We start from the raw sequence: 15,479 nt of genomic DNA, 5'->3' as shown, positions 1-15,479 counted from the left end.
TACATGGATGCGTAGGAAAAAACCTTGGGGTACGTTAACGTTAATTCTCGTAATGCTGGCGCTCGCTATGGCCGGCTGTGGCACCGGCAGCACTGAACCGGCGCCTGCGGCACCCGCTGCGTCGGGCGGCGGAACGGACACTGGAACAGCCGCGGCGAGTACGCTGGACGCGATCAAGCAGCGTGGCAAGCTGGTTGTTGGCGTGAAGTTCGATACGAAGCTGTTCGGCTTGAAAGACCCGGCGACCGGCAAGGTAGAAGGTTTTGATATCGACATGGCTAAGGCGCTGGCCAAGAACATACTTGGTGATGAAACAAAATTGGAACTCAAAGAGGTCACCTCAAAAACACGAATTCCCATGCTGAACAACGGGGACATCGATATGATTATAGCAACCATGACGATCACTGAGGAACGTAAGCAGGAGGTTGAATTTACCGATGTCTATTTTAACGCAGGACAATCGCTTCTCGTGAAGAAAGGCAGCAATATCAAGTCCGTCGCAGATCTGAAAAAAGGGGTCAAAGTGTTAGCCGTCAAAGGTTCCACTTCCACAACCAACGTGCGTGCTAAGGCGCCGGAAGCCACTGTGCTTGAATTCGAGAATTATCAAGACGCGTTCACGGCGTTAAAAGCCGGGCAAGGGGATGCCCTGACGACAGACAACGCAATACTCTTCGGTATGGTGAAACAAGATCCGAACTTCGAGGTCGTTGGCGGTACGTTTACGGATGAACCTTACGGCATGGCCATCAAAAAAGGCGACAAAGCGTTCGTTAACCACGTTAACGAGTTCTTGAAAGCCATGAAGTCGAGCGGTGAGTACGACAAGCTGTACGAGCACTGGATGGGCGAAAAACCGAGCAAGTAAAAGCCGGGAACCGGGGATGAGCGAATATCCCGTACGCTCATCCTATTCCATCGCGGAAGGAGGCGCTCGGCGGGCATGGACAAGTTGAAGTTTGACGTTTTATTTAAGTATTGGGATACATATCTCGAAGGCTTTTTTAATACGCTGCAGGTTAGCGTGATCGCTTTAATTGGCAGTTTCATTATCGGCACCTTGGTCGCCGTCATGCGCATAGCGCCGATCAAGCCCCTCAACTGGCTCGGCGCCGGTTTTGTAGAATTTATCAGGAATATCCCGCTCATTCTGATTGTGTTTATGTTTTTTCTAGCTCCGTCGGTGGTAGGTTTTCCACTGAGCGGCTTTGTGGCGGGGACACTGGGCCTCATGATCTACACAGCCGCATTTATCGCTGAATCCGTGCGCGCCGGCATTCAAGCGGTGCCCAAGGGGCAGTCCGAAGCAGCCAGGGCTTCCGGCATGACGTACAACCAGACCATGAGGTACATCATCCTCCCGCAGGCGTTGAAAATCGTTATCCCGCCTATCGGCAACCAGTTTCTAAATTTAGTGAAAAATTCTTCGATTCTAAGCGTTGTAGCAGGGCTTGACTTAATGTATTACGCCGACCTGATTTCAAGCAAATCTTTTGTCACATTCAGTGTATATATTTTTGTCGCGATGTTTTATCTGGTGATTACGATTCCGCTGAGCATCGGGTTGGCCTATTTGGAGCGGAGAATGGCGAAATCCCAGTAGCAGGCCGGCCGTTGGAGGTGAGAGTTTATGGATTTTGCTGGCGCGTATACGTGGGAGCACATACGTTTTTTACTGGAAGGACTCGGTGTCACTCTTAAAGTTGCGGTGATCGCCATTGTGTTGAGTTTTTTGATAGGATGTCTGCTCGGCATCGTCCGCTACACCAAGCTTCCCGTAATTTCACAGCTTACTGCGCTGTGTGTGGAGATTATACGCAATCTTCCGCTTCTGCTCATTATCTTCTTCGCCTTTTTTGCCCTGCCGGAAGTAGGAATCAAGCTTAGCGTGCAGAACGCCGCCATTCTCGCGCTCACTGTGTTTGAGGCCGCCATGATATCGGAGATCGTCCGCAGCGGTGTCAAATCGATTGATCAAGGCCAGATCGAGGCCGCAAGGTCTTCCGGTCTGGGCTACACGCAAACATTGTGGCACATCACCTTGCCGCAAGCTCTACGCCGTATGATGCCGCCGATGGTGAGCCAATTCATATCGCTGTTAAAAGATACATCGCTGGCAGTCGTCATCTCACTTGGGGAGCTGATGCATCACGCGCAAATCATTAATGGGCAAAATGTGAATTTCATCATCCCGATACTTCTGCTTGCCGCCATCATTTACTTCGTTGTCAATTATACTTTGTCCATCGTGGCCCGCCGTTTGGAAGCGCGTCAGGTATAAGATGCCGATCAAAAAGCATCAAGATAATAATAAAAAACGAAAAGCTATCTCGCCTCTCACAAACTGGGAAAGTTCTGTGGGAAGAAAGGTAGCTTTTTTGTGTGCTGCGCCGCGGTTGTTCTTGCACCTGCGCTTATACTAACCAACTGTCGTGCCTCGCAGGCTTCGAGACAGAACGAATATGCCTTGCATGCGCTACTACTCCACGCAGGTCACCGGGTCTTTAGCTAATGCTGCAAACCGTGACAGCGCCGTTTAGAACAATGTTAATTGTACTGGTCCTTCAGGTTGCTGCTGCATGGCAGCCGGGGTCATATCTTTTTGAGGGTTTGGGACAATTTTCTGCATACCGATTTTGTGTTGACGCAGTAGTGCTTCTATATATCGCATGTTTGGTTCACGGTAGCTTGAAGGAGCGTATCCTGACGACGCATATAATTTTGCATATTTTTCGGTTAACTCGGGATAATGCTGCTGCAGTGTTTGGAAGAACCACACCTTCACAGCTGAAGTGCTCAGCCGTAAATACGAGGGCATCAGGAACTGCGCATGAGCTTCCGCGGCGGCCGCCACCAGTTCGTCCAGATCGGACTTGCTGTCTGTAATGTAGGGGAGGATCGGCGCCGCAAACACACCTGCACGTATGCCTTCCGCATTAAGCTGCGCCACGGTGGACAGCCGTTGGGCCGGGGACGGCGTGGACGGCTCGAATTGACGCCAAACGTTGTTGCTCAACGTACTAATGCTTACGTTCACGGAAATCGAGTTGAGCTGGGTCAATAAATCGATATCGCGCAGAATCAATGGGGAACGCGTGGTGATGGACACAGGAAGCTGGTACTCGACCAACACCTCAAGACAGCCGCGGGTCAATTTGGCCTTGCTTTCAATTTGTTGATAGGGGTCGGTCGCGGTGCCGATGGTAATCTGTCCCCATGAAGACGTGGGCTTTTTGCTGCGAAGCCGTTTTTCTATCTGTTCGCGAAGGATTTCCGGCGCTTCGGATTTCATAAAAATACGATTTTGGAATGTATCGTCAGCCTCAACACCGAGAAACTCATGCGTAGAACGCGCATAGCAAAAGCTGCACCCATGCTGGCAGCCCCGGTAAGGATTGATGGAGTAGTCGAACGGCATAGACGGCGCTTTCACAGGATTCAATATCGTTTTGGCCTTCATCGGCTCGTATTGTGTTTTGTTAGCCTTACTTTCGGATTTCATCAATGTCACCTCATCTGTGAATGTCACCTCATCTGTGAAGCGAATGTATGTTCTGTTTATCGTATCAAAACACATACATATGATCAAGTTATGTAAACATTTACCGAGATACATACGGCGTACTAATACTACAATAGTCCCTGCGCATTCGTTTCCAACCGCCCCACCTAAAAATATTACAAACTTTCCTAAAACCAACCGTGTTACTTTATGTTATTGCATTCATTACAATAGGGATTAGCAAAAAGGAAAGCACTTACATGCAGCAGGATTTCGCGCAGGAAGGGGATGATGTTTTGAAAGCGTTAAAACGAATCGCTTTAGCCATCGACAGTTTTGTTGAAACTTTTTCGTTGCTGGCGCTTCTATCAATGATTTTAATAGTCACACTTCAGGTTATGACCCGAAAATTATTTAACTTCGTACTGTTCTGGTCTGAGGAAATCACACTTCTGCTGCTCGTGTGGTTCTCATTTCTCGGTATTGCTATCGGGTTTCGGGAGAGGCTGCACTTGGCCATCGATTCATTCACAGGCAAATTTCCGGCTAACGTCAACTGGGTTCTGGACCGTGTGATCTATGCTTCTACCTTTGCATTCGGTTTATACCTGGTGGTTTACGGCACGGAATTTACGGTACTCATGCACGAAAGCACTTTGGCGGCCACTAAACTGCCTAACAGTCTAGTTTACGTCATTATGCCGGTCACAGGCGGGTTGGTATGCATTTATTCATTCTTGCAGTTCATTGGTATCGATACCAGAAGGCATCACGGCATGGAAGAGGGTGAGCACTAGATGGAAGAAACAACAATTGCCGTATTAATACTCACGATCAGTTTTGTTCTGTTAATGATGCTGCGTTTCCCGATCTCTTTGACGCTGGCATTATCTACACTGCTTACAGTGCTCTATTTGGAAATACCGCCCGCAGTGGTCGGACAGCGTATGATCCAGGGTCTGAGCTCTTACTCGCTGCTGACCATACCGTTCTTCATTCTCGCCGGTCATATTATGAGTGAAGGCAAGCTCGCATTGCGTATCGTCAATTTTGCCCAATTAATCGTCGGCGGAGTACGCGGCGGATTGGCGATGGTGAACTCGGTAGCATGTATGTTTTTCGGAAATATTTCCGGTTCGGCCGTGGCGGACGTATCATCGATCGGCTCAGTGATGATTCCGATGATGAAGAAAAAAGGGTATGACACCGACTACGCTGTCGGCGTTACCGTATCCTCCGCCATCCAGGGCGTTGTCGTACCGCCAAGTCACAACCTGGTGCTGTATTCTTTGGCGGCCGGCGGCGGCGTATCCATTGCCAGCTTGTTTCTGGCAGGTATCGTGCCGGGTATCATCCTATGTTTGTCCCTGATGGCAACAAGCTATGTGTTTGCTATCAAGAGAGGCTATGCCAAGGGAGAACCGGTTCAACGCAAGGACATTCCTAAGATCATTCTGGATGGTATCATGTCGCTCGCAACGGCGGCTATCATTCTGGGCGGTATATTTACAGGCTGGTTTACAGCTACGGAATCCGGCGCACTTGCATGTCTGTACGCATTTATTTTAACATTTGTCGTTTACCGTGATATTCCGATTTCCCGGATGTGGCTCATTTTGAAAAAAACGTTCCGCACCGTGGCGATGGTTCTGTTCCTGATCGCGGCATCCGACGCATTCAGCTGGCTGCTGGCATTCCTGAAAATTCCGTCCATGGTTACGGATCTGATGTTGAGTATTTCGGACAGCCCGATTGTGATTCTGCTTATCATTAACGTGTTATTGCTGATCCTAGGCGCTCCAATGGACATGGCGCCGCTGATTTTGATCATGACTCCAATTTTATTGCCGGTCGTAACGCACCTGGGCATGGATCCTGTTCACTTCGGTATCATCATGATGCTCAACTTGGGCATCGGGCTGTTAACCCCGCCGGTGGGCACGGTGCTCTTTGTGGGCTGCGCGATAGGCAAGATCTCGATCGCCGAAGGAACCAAGGCAATGATGCCGTTCTTCTACGTGATGTGTGTGGTGCTGCTGGTACTGACCTACATACCGGATCTGGTGATGTGGCTGCCTAATATGGCGAAGGATTGACTACGCTTTTGAAAAATCTTAAAAAATAAATACAGTTGGGGTTAAGAGGACTCTTAGCCCCCGTGTTACATTAACAAATAAGAAAAGGGGCAAGAAAAAATGAAAATGCTAACGAAAACGGTAAGCATCATTTCTGTGCTGGCTTTGGCAGGCGGTCTGCTGGCAGGCTGCGGCAGCAAAGAAACGAGTCAAGGTGCAGGTGAGGCTCCGCAGGACTCAGGCAAAAAATACACGTTCCGTCTGGCCGATACCCATCCAGCTGACTATCCGACAGTTATCGGCGATAAGAAGTTCGCAGATTTAGTCAACGAGCGCACCAATGGACGTATCAAAATTGAAGTGTTTCCAGCTTCTCAGCTCGGCGAAGAAAAAGCGGTGGTGGAGCAGGTTCAGCTCGGCGCTATCGAATTCACCCGCGTGAGCAGCGGACCTTTGGGCGAATTCAACAAAAACTTTGGCGTATTCAGCTTGCCATATGTGTTTGACAGCGACGAGCATTTGTGGAAGTTCCTTGAGAGCGAACCCGGCAACAAGCTGCTCGACAGCTTGGAAAGCTCGAAGATGAGAGGCTTGGCTTACTACAGCTCCGGCGCCCGCCACTTTTATTCGCGCAAACCTATCACGAGCTTGGCTGATATGAAAGGACAAAAAGTTCGCGTTCAGCAAAATAAAATCAACATCGACTTAATGGCGGCTCTCGGTGCGAATGCTACGCCGATGGCATATGGTGAAGTGTTCAGCTCCTTGCAAACAGGCGTTATCGACGCAGCGGAAAACAACTTCCCAAGCTATCAGTCTTCCAACCACTATGAAGTGGCTAAAAACTTGATCTTGGACGGCCACCAACGGGTGCCTGAAGTGCTGCTCATCTCTCAATCCACATGGAACAAGCTGTCCGAAGAGGATCGCAAAATTATTAAGCAAGCTGCTTTGGACTCTGTGCCAACACAGCGTGAAGCATGGGACAAATACGAGAAAGAAGCAGAAGCTAAAGTCCGTGCCGCTGGTGTAACCATCACCGAAGTGAAAGATGTTAAACCTTGGCAGGATGCAGTGAAGCCAGTACTCGACAAGTACCGTCCTGAATACAAAGATGTAATGGATCAAATCGACGCGGCCCGCAAGTAACGTCCGCTTGGCAGCTAAATAGCGTGCACCGGCCTGATTGGCTGGGACGCACTATTTTGTTTCGTGGTAGTATGTGAGTAGGAATCAGCGTGGAGTCAAACGGCGCTCATGCATCCGAGCGGCAGCAGCATATCGGCGTACCACTCCGGTTCCGCGCTGCTAAGGATGCTGCACCCGGGCCCGCCCGGCGGTAATGCTATGCTCCATAAACCAAACGCCGGACTGCACGGGGTGTGTGCTCCCACAATGTCGGCGCACCCCAGCGATTCGGTTACTAGCTAAAGCCCGCAGTATAATCACACCGGCGTGCCGAGCCGCGTGTGTGCTCCCACCATTATACGGCGTACCACCTGCTTGTGCGCAGCAGCTCATCATACAACCGGCGTATTGATCCGGATGTGCTCTCGTGGTCGGCCGACAGGCGAAGGGCTCAGCAAGTTTTGGAGAAACGACAGTGTTCGCCTTTGTGCAGCTTGTTGCTTCCATTGCAGCAATAATAAAGACGCAACAAGCAGCACCCAGCGATCGGAAAAACTTGCTGAAGCGCACAGCCGACCGAGGCCGACCCCATCCTCGCACGCCCGGTCCATACGCCAACTCCCGGAGGCGAACCACAGTGCAACCATGGCAACGGGCGGCGGACTGGTTCCAACGCTTCATACTGCTTCGAAATCTGCCGCTCACCTCCAAGATGTTTTTTTACTCCGCTTTTATTGTCGTATTTCCACTGGCGCTTGTCGGATTGATATCCTATGAGCGTTCGTCGGAAGTGCTTGAGCAAGAGGCGGGGCAGTACAGCCGGCAAATTATTGAACAGGTCAAGAGCCACGTAGAGTATTACGTGCGTGACATTGAAATCAACACATTGAGGATCATTAACCACCCGGATATGGTGCGCTTCATGCGCATGAGAACGCTGGAAGAAGTACAGCAGAGCGGAATACGCGAGAACATCGAGCAGGTGCTGAAAAACGCGACTTACTCACGTGCCGACATCTCAAATATAACCGTGGTCCTCGACGACTTGCAGGTGGTTGACGTGGCGAGCATCAACAGTCCGGTGCCCGTGGACCGTCTGCAGAAGGAGTACTGGTATGCAGACATTCCCATGGACGGCTCACCGAAACTGATCAGCCGGGTGATCGAATGGCCTGACCGCAACGAGCAGGTGATCTCCATCGTCCGGCGCCTGATCAGCCCGTATACGCTCCAGCCGATCGGGGTGATGATTATGGATGTAAATTTTAGACGCATTCAAGAAATCACCGAAAAGGTAACCATAGGACGCACAGGCTTTCTGTACATTGTCGACTCGCAGAATCACTATGTGTATCACCCTGATTTGCAGCAGGTTGGACAGCCTTCGAATTTCGATCATATGAGTGCTATGCTGACGGCAGACAGCGGCTCAATGATCACGGAGGACTGGCCTCATAAATTTCTCACTTATAGTTTGTCACCCTATCTTGGCTGGAGGCTGGTCACTTCAATACCGTATAAAGAGCTGACTCAAGGTGCCAATTATATCGGCCAGACGATATTGGGCACGCTTCTCATCACACTTGCGTTAGTGTATCTGCTGGGGATTGGGTTTGCGGCAAGTCTGCTTCGGCCCATTCGAAGGCTGCACCATTTTATGAAAAAGGTCGAGGTCGGTGACTTTTCCGGCAGGCTGGAGATCAGCTCAAAGGACGAGCTAGGCGTACTCACTGACGGTTTTAACAAGATGGTCGGGAAATTGGAAGAACTGCTGGAAGAAATATATTTTACCCGTTTACAGGAGACGGAGGCTTCACTAAGGCAAAAAGGGACGGAGCTCAAGGTACTGCAGTCGCAGATCAATCCGCATTTTTTGTACAATTCGTTGGAGACGTTGCGAGGGATGGCGCTCGATCAGGATATGGACGACATCGCGGAGATGTCGGCATCCCTTGCGAAGCTGCTCAGGTATAACTTAAAGAACGATTCTCCGACCGTGACGCTGCGCGAGGAATTACGCTTTTGTGAAGTATACTTGCGTATCCAGAAATTTCGCTTCGAAGATAAATTGGAGTATGAGCTGGATGTGCCAGAATGGGCGCTCGACCAGAGCATCGTCAAATTCTCACTGCAGCCCATCGTGGAGAACAGCATGATTCACGGCATTGAGCCGGGCGTAGGGCTGATGCATATCCGGATCACAGCGCTGAGGGACACGGAGAATTCCTTTTTTGTGGCAATTCGCGACACTGGCGTGGGCATGACCGAGCAGCAGCTGCATGACATCCACCGTGACCTGGATCGAAAGGACGTGCTCTCAGGCGGCGAGCATATCGGTATCGCCAATGTACACAGACGTATCGCTTATTTATACGGGACGGAGTATGGAGTTTCGCTTAACAGCATTCAGGAGAAGGGCACCGCGGTCCGCATTCGACTACCTTACGTGCAACAGACAGGCACCGATGTCCCTATTACAGAAGAATAAAAGGAGGCGACTGCCCTAATGTATACACTGCTGCTGGTGGACGATGAACGCTGGGTACGCACGTCGTTGAAGCGTGTGCTGGAGAAAACCGGACTACCGATTTCTGTAGTAAAAGAAGCCGCCCACGGCTTGGAGGCCCTCGACTGGCTCAAGGATCATAGCGTGGACCTGATTATGACGGATGTGCGTATGCCGGTGATGCAGGGGCTGCCGTTTGTGGAAGCGATCCGACGGCAGCGCCGGGATCAGCCGATCGTGGTCGTCAGCGGTTACGACGACTTCGGGTATGTGCAGCAGGCGCTCCGGTTCGGCGTCCTCGATTATTTGCTGAAGCCGGTGGAGGTAGCGGATATGAAGCGATGTCTGGAGCACTGGATAGATCAGCGGCAGCGACCTCAGGCGGAGACCCAGTCCGCCGCACAGCAGACGCGCGAAGCGTTGGAGAAATCGCCGATTCAGCAGGTGAAGGAATACATTCGTCTCAACATGGCGGGAGATATCACGTTGACGCAAGCGGCCGCGCGGGTACATCTGAATCCCAGCTATCTCAGCCAATTGTTCAAGCAGCAGCTGAACCGTAACTTTGTGGATTATATCGTCGAGGTGCGGATGGAGGAAGCGAAACGGCTGCTGTCCCGTACCTCGCTGCGGATCAACGAGGTCGCCGACCGTGTAGGTTACTCGGACGTCGCATACTTTAGCAATACGTTCAAAAAATGCAACGGCTGTACTCCATCCGAGTTTCGCAAGGATCCAGCAAAGTGTGTAACAGGGCCGCCGGCGCTCGGGTGAGCGGCGCGGCGGATATAGATGGTTCTGTGCATAACCGGTTGCAACATTTTTGTAAGCGGTTTTTCTTGATTTCAGCATCAATGGCGGCACCCTTTAATATGTTAATTATCGGGGTGTGTAGAATCGGCCTATTCGGGTGTTTCAAGCATTCGCCGCATAGGGTAAACCATCCTTAATTGGGATAAATAGCCGCTAGTGGAGGTGTCCCAGACGAAGACAATCGGTCGAGGAGAGGTGAGCGCTTGCATGAAGTCGATGAAAACTAAATGTATTCCGCTTGTTTTGGGCTTTGCTTTACTCATGCCGGCCGCGGTGGGAGCTGCGGAATTGACACCGGTCGAGGGTAGTATCGTGCCTTCGGAGATCATTTTTACACTGAACGGCACGGACATGACGGTCAACGGCAAAGTGACGGCCATGGATGCGCAGCCGACCCAAAAAGACGGCTTCACTTACATTCCTCTGCGGTACGCGGCTGAAGCTATGGGGGCGGTGGTGACATGGAATGCGGAAGATCGTGCTGCTACGATGCAGTGGGATAATAAGAGCGTTCTCCTAACGGTCGGTACGGATAAGGTTCTCATTAACGGTGAGGAGAAAATTGCGAGCTCCAACGTGACAATGATCGGCGAACGGGCCATGATACCGGTTTCGTTGTTCACTGAGCTGACGGGTTGGACCGCTGATCTGGCCGATGAAGGGAAGACGATTCGTTTGCTTAGACCATAGCGCGGGTAGCGGCAGCAATGAGAACAGGCAGGCTATAGGGCCTGCCTTTGGTGTCTACGTGAGCAGGATTAGCGTGTTTGTGAAGTTTGGAATGTGCTGCTCCAGTTGGTATACTAGGCTTAACACTGGGAATGGGGGAACAGCCATGGATTATATTCGAATCACCGGGATTAACGATCCGTATTTCCGCCAGATGCATGATCTCATGAAATTGGTGTTTCCGCCGGAGGAAGTGCTGGAATTCGAGCAGTGGGCGGGTCCTCTTAGCGATCCAGGCATACGCGTTTTTGTTGCCGTGCACGAAGGGGAAGTCGTCGGGGCAACGGAGTACCGGTACTATGATGATATGCAGGTTGCTATGACCGACTTCACCATCATCGGCCGGGAGGGGCTCGGGATCGGCCCGCTGCTGGTTAGAAACAGGATGGAAGACATCCTGCGGCTCGTACAAGCCGGCAGCGGCGTGCTTCATGGCATGTTTGCGGAAATTTACAATCCCTACCTGACACAGGACTACAACTTTGGCGGTGTGAAGCCAATGGATCCTTTTGTCAGGCGCGAGGTGCTGTCGCATTTGGGATTCCGTAAGTTGGATATCGATTATGTGCACCCATCCTGGCATAATGACGGGACTGCAGTGCAGGCTTTGGACCTGTGCTTTATGCCGTACCGGGAAGATGCTTTTGCTGTTGAATCCGTACCGACAGGCCGTATTACTAATTTCCTGGAGCGCTACTATGCGGTGCTCCCAAACAAGCCTCAGCAGTGGTACGACATGATCGAACAATTAAAGCGTATGCGCGAACCCGTTCGACTGCTGCCCCTGTAATGCTCACACAAAAACAAGGTAACGCGCCATGCCCATGCATGGATCGCTACCTTGTTTTTTGTGTGGCAGCCGAGGTTTGTTAATGTTCCACGCTGCCTGTGTTAGCCGTTCTATTGGCCCTGCGGGATACGTCATGCCAGTTTGCGTCAGAACGGTTTGTTTTCTTTTAACACATACTCCATAGCCGAGGGGGGCTGCCTTAACAGCCATTGTCCATAAGCGTCTTTATAAACGCTGCATATGAACTCATACACCACTGACTCCGCCGGGGCAATTGTCACCCCGCTGCCCGTTTTCACAGCCTTGGACACTGTGAAACCTGCCTGGAACGTGACCTTCGCCGAAGTTCCGTCTGGCGCTATGCTGAGCTGCTGTGTCACGACGTCGTTTTTCTTAATACCGTCGCCGCCTGTGATAACCATCGCATGCTGGATGAAGCTGCTGCTGTTAGTAACGTTGTCGATCAGCTTGCGGATTCTGTGTTGAGGATCACGGTTGAAATCGATATGAACAGCGCGGTCCTCGTCATTCCAGGTCACATCCGCACCGGCCGATTCGCTCACAAAGCGCAGCGGCATAAAAGTGCTGCCTCCCTCAATCATCGGTGCCGTTTCCAGATAGTAAGCAATCCCATTCACCGTTGCTGTTGTTTTATTAATAGATAAAGCGATAGTTAGATCGCCTCGAACGGCTGTCGCTGTTTCCGTGGCCGCGTCCCACGTTACGGCAAATCCTAATTTTTCGAACAGAGCGCGCATCGGAACCATGGTGTTACCTTGTGAAATAAATGGGGCTTGTTCCCATTGCTGCAGCTCCTGCTGCATATATATTTGAACCGGTGGTGCTGCCTCGGCGCCGGCGGGCACGGGAAGCAACGTGAGCAACGCAGTCAATAGCAACGCTAAACAGGTGTACCGAATGTTTCTTACGCTAAGCATGTTGTTTCTCCTCCTGATTAGTTTGACAACAGTATACATCAAAATGTGACTAAGAAAGAGATTCCACACGCACAATGTGAATTCCTTCAAGCCGGCACATCCCAAATAATCCTAACGTTAGCGCCGGAGATGGACGTGGCTGGCGGACAGGAATTTTGTGCCGTGTGGGCGCTGCGTCAAAGCCGGTGAACTTGGTTCGAGGTTTCCCTTTCGCGTTTTTTTTGGTATCTTTGTGGGTAGCGGCTCGTACGGAAATAACGTTAAAAAGGAGCAATCAGATGGAATCACCGCTGGTGTCCGTTATTATTCCGACATACAACAGGCCTGACTTTTTGTCGGAGTTGATCGAAGCTTTAGCTAGGCAGACTTACCGCCATTTACAAATTATCGTCGTGAACGATGCAGGGGAGCCGATTGACTTTATCCAATCGTTATACGCCGAGCTGGATATTACGATCGTCACCATGGGACGCAATCTTAAGCATGTTCATGCAAGAAACCGCGGTCTCCAACTGGTGCGCGGACAATATATTATGCTGTGCGACGACGATGACCTGCTGGTGCCTACACATGTCGAACGGATGCTGGACGCTGTCAACGACTCGGACTTGGTTTATTCCGACGTAGAGATTTTCGATTATGTTATGTCCGCTCACACCCGTGTACCCACGAAGCGTTTCGTGTTTGCCTATGAGCATGATGTGGCGGCGATGCGAAAGTTTTCCACGTTCGTATCTTCCGGATGTTTGTATCGGGCTTCGATGCATGAACGGCTCGGAGCGTTCGACACAGGGCTGTATCATTATTGGGACTGGGATTTTTTCCTGCGCGCGGTACAACATTACCGGGTGAAAAGGGTGCCGGCGGCAACGGCGTTGTACGCCTTCTCAGCACAGGGCGGCAACATGTCCGGACAGCATGAGAATATGAGGCCGTATTTGGATAAGCTGTCCGCGAAGCATGATCTAGGCTTTCTGCCAACAAAGAACTTTTTTGTGCTGTTGGAGGAGCCGGAGGTTGCCCGCCGCAAGGCTGCCACGGAAATAGTCTGGGACGGACAACCGATGGTTTCCCGTCGGGCGGTGCTGTTAACGGAGGCTGAGTCGCGACCTGCCGCGCCTGACGGTGACGGAGCAATGGAAACGGGGTTGTGACCGCAATCCGGTCGAAGAAATCCCTGTAAAAAGAGGAGGCGTGCGATCTTGGCTGGCACGATGAAGCAGGCAGAGACGCTGCTTAAAACATATTATGGATATAACTCATTTCGCGACGGGCAAAAGAAAGTCATCGCCAGTGTTGTAAGTCAGCGCGATACCCTGGGAATCATGCCTACGGGCGGCGGCAAGTCGATATGCTATCAGATTCCGGCACTGCTGCTTAACGGAACGACGATTGTTGTGTCGCCGTTAATCTCACTGATGAAGGACCAGGTTGACGGGCTCGACAGCATCGGCATACCGGCGACGTATATCAACAGCTCTCTCACGTACAGTCAGGTGGAGCAGCGCATTCACCGGGCGCGCCGAGGAGAGTACAAGCTGTTGTACATCGCGCCCGAGCGCCTCGAGTCGGAGCGGTTCGTGCAACTTCTAGCCAATTTGGAAATCCCTATGGTGGCTGTGGATGAAGCGCATTGCGTCTCGCAATGGGGGCACGATTTCCGGCCAAGTTACCTGGCGATCAGCCGGCTGGTAAGCAGCTTGCCGAGGCGGCCGGTCTTGACGGCGTTCACTGCGACGGCGACGGACCAGGTACGAGAGGACATAGTGAAGCATTTAGGTCTGAGTGAGCCGCAGCAATTTGTGACAGGGTTCGCGCGCGACAATCTTGCCTTTCACGTGATCAAAGGTGAGAACAAACGGGATGTCATGCTGGAATACATTCACGCGCACAAGGATGAAGTCGGTATCGTGTACGCGGCGACGCGCAAAGAGGTGGACAACCTCTATGAGCTGCTGCACAAAAAAAAGGTACCCGTAGGCAAGTACCACGCAGGACTGTCGGACAAAGAACGGGCGGAAGCTCAAGAGAAATTTTTGTACGATGAGGTGCGCGTGATAGTCGCGAGTAACGCCTTCGGCATGGGGATCGACAAATCCAACGTGCGTTATGTCATTCACTACAACATGCCGAAGAACATGGAAGCATACTACCAAGAAGCGGGCCGGGCCGGGCGGGATGGCCTGCCGAGCGAATGCCTGCTGCTGTTCAGTCCGCAGGATATTATGATCCAGAAGTTCCTGATTGAGCAGTCGATTACCGATACGGAACGCCAGACGCAGGAGTACCGCAGGCTGCAGCAGATGGCGGATTACTGCCACACATCGCAGTGTCTGCAGCGTTACATCGTGCGGTATTTCGGAGACGACGCTGAGGAATGCGGCCGATGCAGCAGCTGCAGTACGGAGCGGCAGTTGACCGACATCACGCTGGAGGCACAGAAGATTTTCTCATGTGTCCGGAGGATGCGGGAACGTTTTGGCGCCACCATGGTTGCTGCCGTGCTCAAGGGCTCACGCAGCAAAAAGGTGTTGGACATGGGCTTCCACGAACTGAGCACGTACGGTTTATTAAAGGACCGCACAGAAAAGGAGATTGTCGATCTCATTCAGCTTCTCGTCGCTGAGGGCTACCTGCTCATTTCCGATGGCAAGTACCCGGTGCTCAGGCTGCATGCGAAAGCCCAGGCAGTATTAGCCGGCAGCGAGCGCGTCATACAGAAGATTCGAGTGCGACAGGAGCCTGCGGCCCGTGAGGTGGAGGCTGAGCTGTTTGACGAGCTGCGCAGGTTGCGAACGGAGATCGCGAAGCGGGAAGGCATCCCGCCTTATATCGTGTTTCCGGACAGCACGCTGCGGGATATGTGCGGGGTGAAGCCTACGAATCCGGCGGCCATGCTGAAGATCAAGGGTGTTGGCGAGGCGAAATTTTTCAAGTATGGGGCTTATTTCATAGATTTTTTCAAAAATTATAGCGGCTAGAGGGGCGTCCCGAA

At 51.6% G+C, this 15,479-nt stretch carries 14 protein-coding genes; 12 read left to right on the top strand and 2 right to left on the bottom strand.

Going from position 1 to position 15,479, the window contains the following annotated elements; genetic code table 11:
• The first annotated feature begins 7 nt into the window (after positions 1-7).
• From CBW46_RS16735 to CBW46_RS16725, 3 genes are all read left to right on the top strand, one after another.
• On the top strand, positions 8-871 hold the full coding sequence (locus CBW46_RS16735) for an ABC transporter substrate-binding protein (protein ID WP_089201138.1): 864 nt from the start codon (positions 8-10) through the stop codon (positions 869-871).
• 75 nt (positions 872-946) lie between these two features.
• The gene (locus tag CBW46_RS16730) at positions 947-1,606 is read left to right on the top strand and encodes an amino acid ABC transporter permease (RefSeq protein WP_089201137.1); all 660 of its coding nucleotides are present in this window, start codon (positions 947-949) and stop codon (positions 1,604-1,606) included.
• Positions 1,607-1,633: 27 nt separating this feature from the next.
• On the top strand, positions 1,634-2,284 hold the full coding sequence (locus CBW46_RS16725; RefSeq protein ID WP_089201136.1) for an amino acid ABC transporter permease: 651 nt from the start codon (positions 1,634-1,636) through the stop codon (positions 2,282-2,284).
• Positions 2,285-2,539: 255 nt separating this feature from the next.
• Here CBW46_RS16725 and CBW46_RS16720 read toward each other — a convergent pair whose 3' ends face one another.
• Positions 2,540-3,505, bottom strand: a complete 966-nt coding sequence (locus tag CBW46_RS16720) for an SPL family radical SAM protein (RefSeq protein WP_089201135.1) — start codon at positions 3,503-3,505, stop codon at positions 2,540-2,542.
• A gap of 260 nt (positions 3,506-3,765) precedes the next feature.
• Between CBW46_RS16720 and CBW46_RS16715 the strand changes: the two genes are divergently transcribed.
• From CBW46_RS16715 to CBW46_RS16680, 7 genes are all read left to right on the top strand, one after another.
• Positions 3,766-4,302, top strand: a complete 537-nt coding sequence (locus CBW46_RS16715; RefSeq protein ID WP_243633362.1) for a TRAP transporter small permease — start codon at positions 3,766-3,768, stop codon at positions 4,300-4,302.
• Entirely contained in the window at positions 4,303-5,601 is a 1,299-nt protein-coding gene (locus CBW46_RS16710) for a TRAP transporter large permease (protein WP_089201134.1), read from the top strand.
• Positions 5,602-5,700: 99 nt separating this feature from the next.
• Entirely contained in the window at positions 5,701-6,729 is a 1,029-nt protein-coding gene (locus CBW46_RS16705; RefSeq protein ID WP_089201133.1) for a TRAP transporter substrate-binding protein, read from the top strand.
• A gap of 616 nt (positions 6,730-7,345) precedes the next feature.
• Complete coding sequence (locus CBW46_RS16695) at positions 7,346-9,196, top strand: sensor histidine kinase (RefSeq protein ID WP_243633361.1); 1,851 nt, start codon at positions 7,346-7,348, stop codon at positions 9,194-9,196.
• Between the two features lie 18 nt (positions 9,197-9,214).
• A complete protein-coding gene (locus tag CBW46_RS16690; protein ID WP_089201131.1) occupies positions 9,215-9,988 on the top strand; it encodes a response regulator transcription factor in 774 nt (257 codons plus the stop codon).
• A 246-nt stretch (positions 9,989-10,234) separates the two neighbouring features.
• Positions 10,235-10,717: a copper amine oxidase N-terminal domain-containing protein gene (locus tag CBW46_RS16685; RefSeq protein ID WP_089201130.1), complete on the top strand. Its 483-nt coding sequence runs from the start codon at positions 10,235-10,237 to the stop codon at positions 10,715-10,717.
• Positions 10,718-10,862: 145 nt separating this feature from the next.
• The gene (locus tag CBW46_RS16680) at positions 10,863-11,546 is read left to right on the top strand and encodes a GNAT family N-acetyltransferase (RefSeq protein WP_089201129.1); all 684 of its coding nucleotides are present in this window, start codon (positions 10,863-10,865) and stop codon (positions 11,544-11,546) included.
• 146 nt (positions 11,547-11,692) lie between these two features.
• Here the strand turns inward: CBW46_RS16680 and CBW46_RS16675 are convergent, their stop codons facing one another.
• Positions 11,693-12,484 (bottom strand): copper amine oxidase N-terminal domain-containing protein, encoded by a 792-nt coding sequence (locus tag CBW46_RS16675; RefSeq protein WP_165842353.1) that lies wholly within the window; start codon positions 12,482-12,484, stop codon positions 11,693-11,695.
• 278 nt (positions 12,485-12,762) lie between these two features.
• Here CBW46_RS16675 and CBW46_RS16670 point away from each other — a divergent pair, with 278 nt between their 5' ends.
• Positions 12,763-13,638, top strand: a complete 876-nt coding sequence (locus CBW46_RS16670) for a glycosyltransferase family 2 protein (protein ID WP_089201127.1) — start codon at positions 12,763-12,765, stop codon at positions 13,636-13,638.
• A 60-nt stretch (positions 13,639-13,698) separates the two neighbouring features.
• Positions 13,699-15,465, top strand: a complete 1,767-nt coding sequence (gene recQ / locus CBW46_RS16665) for a DNA helicase RecQ (RefSeq protein WP_089201165.1) — start codon at positions 13,699-13,701, stop codon at positions 15,463-15,465.
• Positions 15,466-15,479: the final 14 nt, after the last annotated feature.

Origin of the sequence: Paenibacillus xerothermodurans (assembly GCF_002220865.2) — a bacterium.
Classification (GTDB): Bacteria; Bacillota; Bacilli; order Paenibacillales; family NBRC-103111; genus Paenibacillus_S; species Paenibacillus_S xerothermodurans.
The sequence above is the reverse complement of the archived record's forward strand: the minus strand, read 5'-3'. Positions and strand labels throughout refer to the sequence as shown.

Coding starts and splice junctions, on each gene's coding strand:
- CBW46_RS16735 (WP_089201138.1), top strand. CDS start 8: ATGCGTAGGAAAAAACCTTGGGGTACGTTAACGTTAATTCTCGTAATG.
- CBW46_RS16730 (WP_089201137.1), top strand. CDS start 947: ATGGACAAGTTGAAGTTTGACGTTTTATTTAAGTATTGGGATACATAT.
- CBW46_RS16725 (WP_089201136.1), top strand. CDS start 1,634: ATGGATTTTGCTGGCGCGTATACGTGGGAGCACATACGTTTTTTACTG.
- CBW46_RS16720 (WP_089201135.1), bottom strand. CDS start 3,505: ATGAAATCCGAAAGTAAGGCTAACAAAACACAATACGAGCCGATGAAG.
- CBW46_RS16715 (WP_243633362.1), top strand. CDS start 3,766: ATGCAGCAGGATTTCGCGCAGGAAGGGGATGATGTTTTGAAAGCGTTA.
- CBW46_RS16710 (WP_089201134.1), top strand. CDS start 4,303: ATGGAAGAAACAACAATTGCCGTATTAATACTCACGATCAGTTTTGTT.
- CBW46_RS16705 (WP_089201133.1), top strand. CDS start 5,701: ATGAAAATGCTAACGAAAACGGTAAGCATCATTTCTGTGCTGGCTTTG.
- CBW46_RS16690 (WP_089201131.1), top strand. CDS start 9,215: ATGTATACACTGCTGCTGGTGGACGATGAACGCTGGGTACGCACGTCG.
- CBW46_RS16685 (WP_089201130.1), top strand. CDS start 10,235: ATGAAGTCGATGAAAACTAAATGTATTCCGCTTGTTTTGGGCTTTGCT.
- CBW46_RS16680 (WP_089201129.1), top strand. CDS start 10,863: ATGGATTATATTCGAATCACCGGGATTAACGATCCGTATTTCCGCCAG.
- CBW46_RS16675 (WP_165842353.1), bottom strand. CDS start 12,484: ATGCTTAGCGTAAGAAACATTCGGTACACCTGTTTAGCGTTGCTATTG.
- CBW46_RS16670 (WP_089201127.1), top strand. CDS start 12,763: ATGGAATCACCGCTGGTGTCCGTTATTATTCCGACATACAACAGGCCT.
- recQ (WP_089201165.1), top strand. CDS start 13,699: ATGAAGCAGGCAGAGACGCTGCTTAAAACATATTATGGATATAACTCA.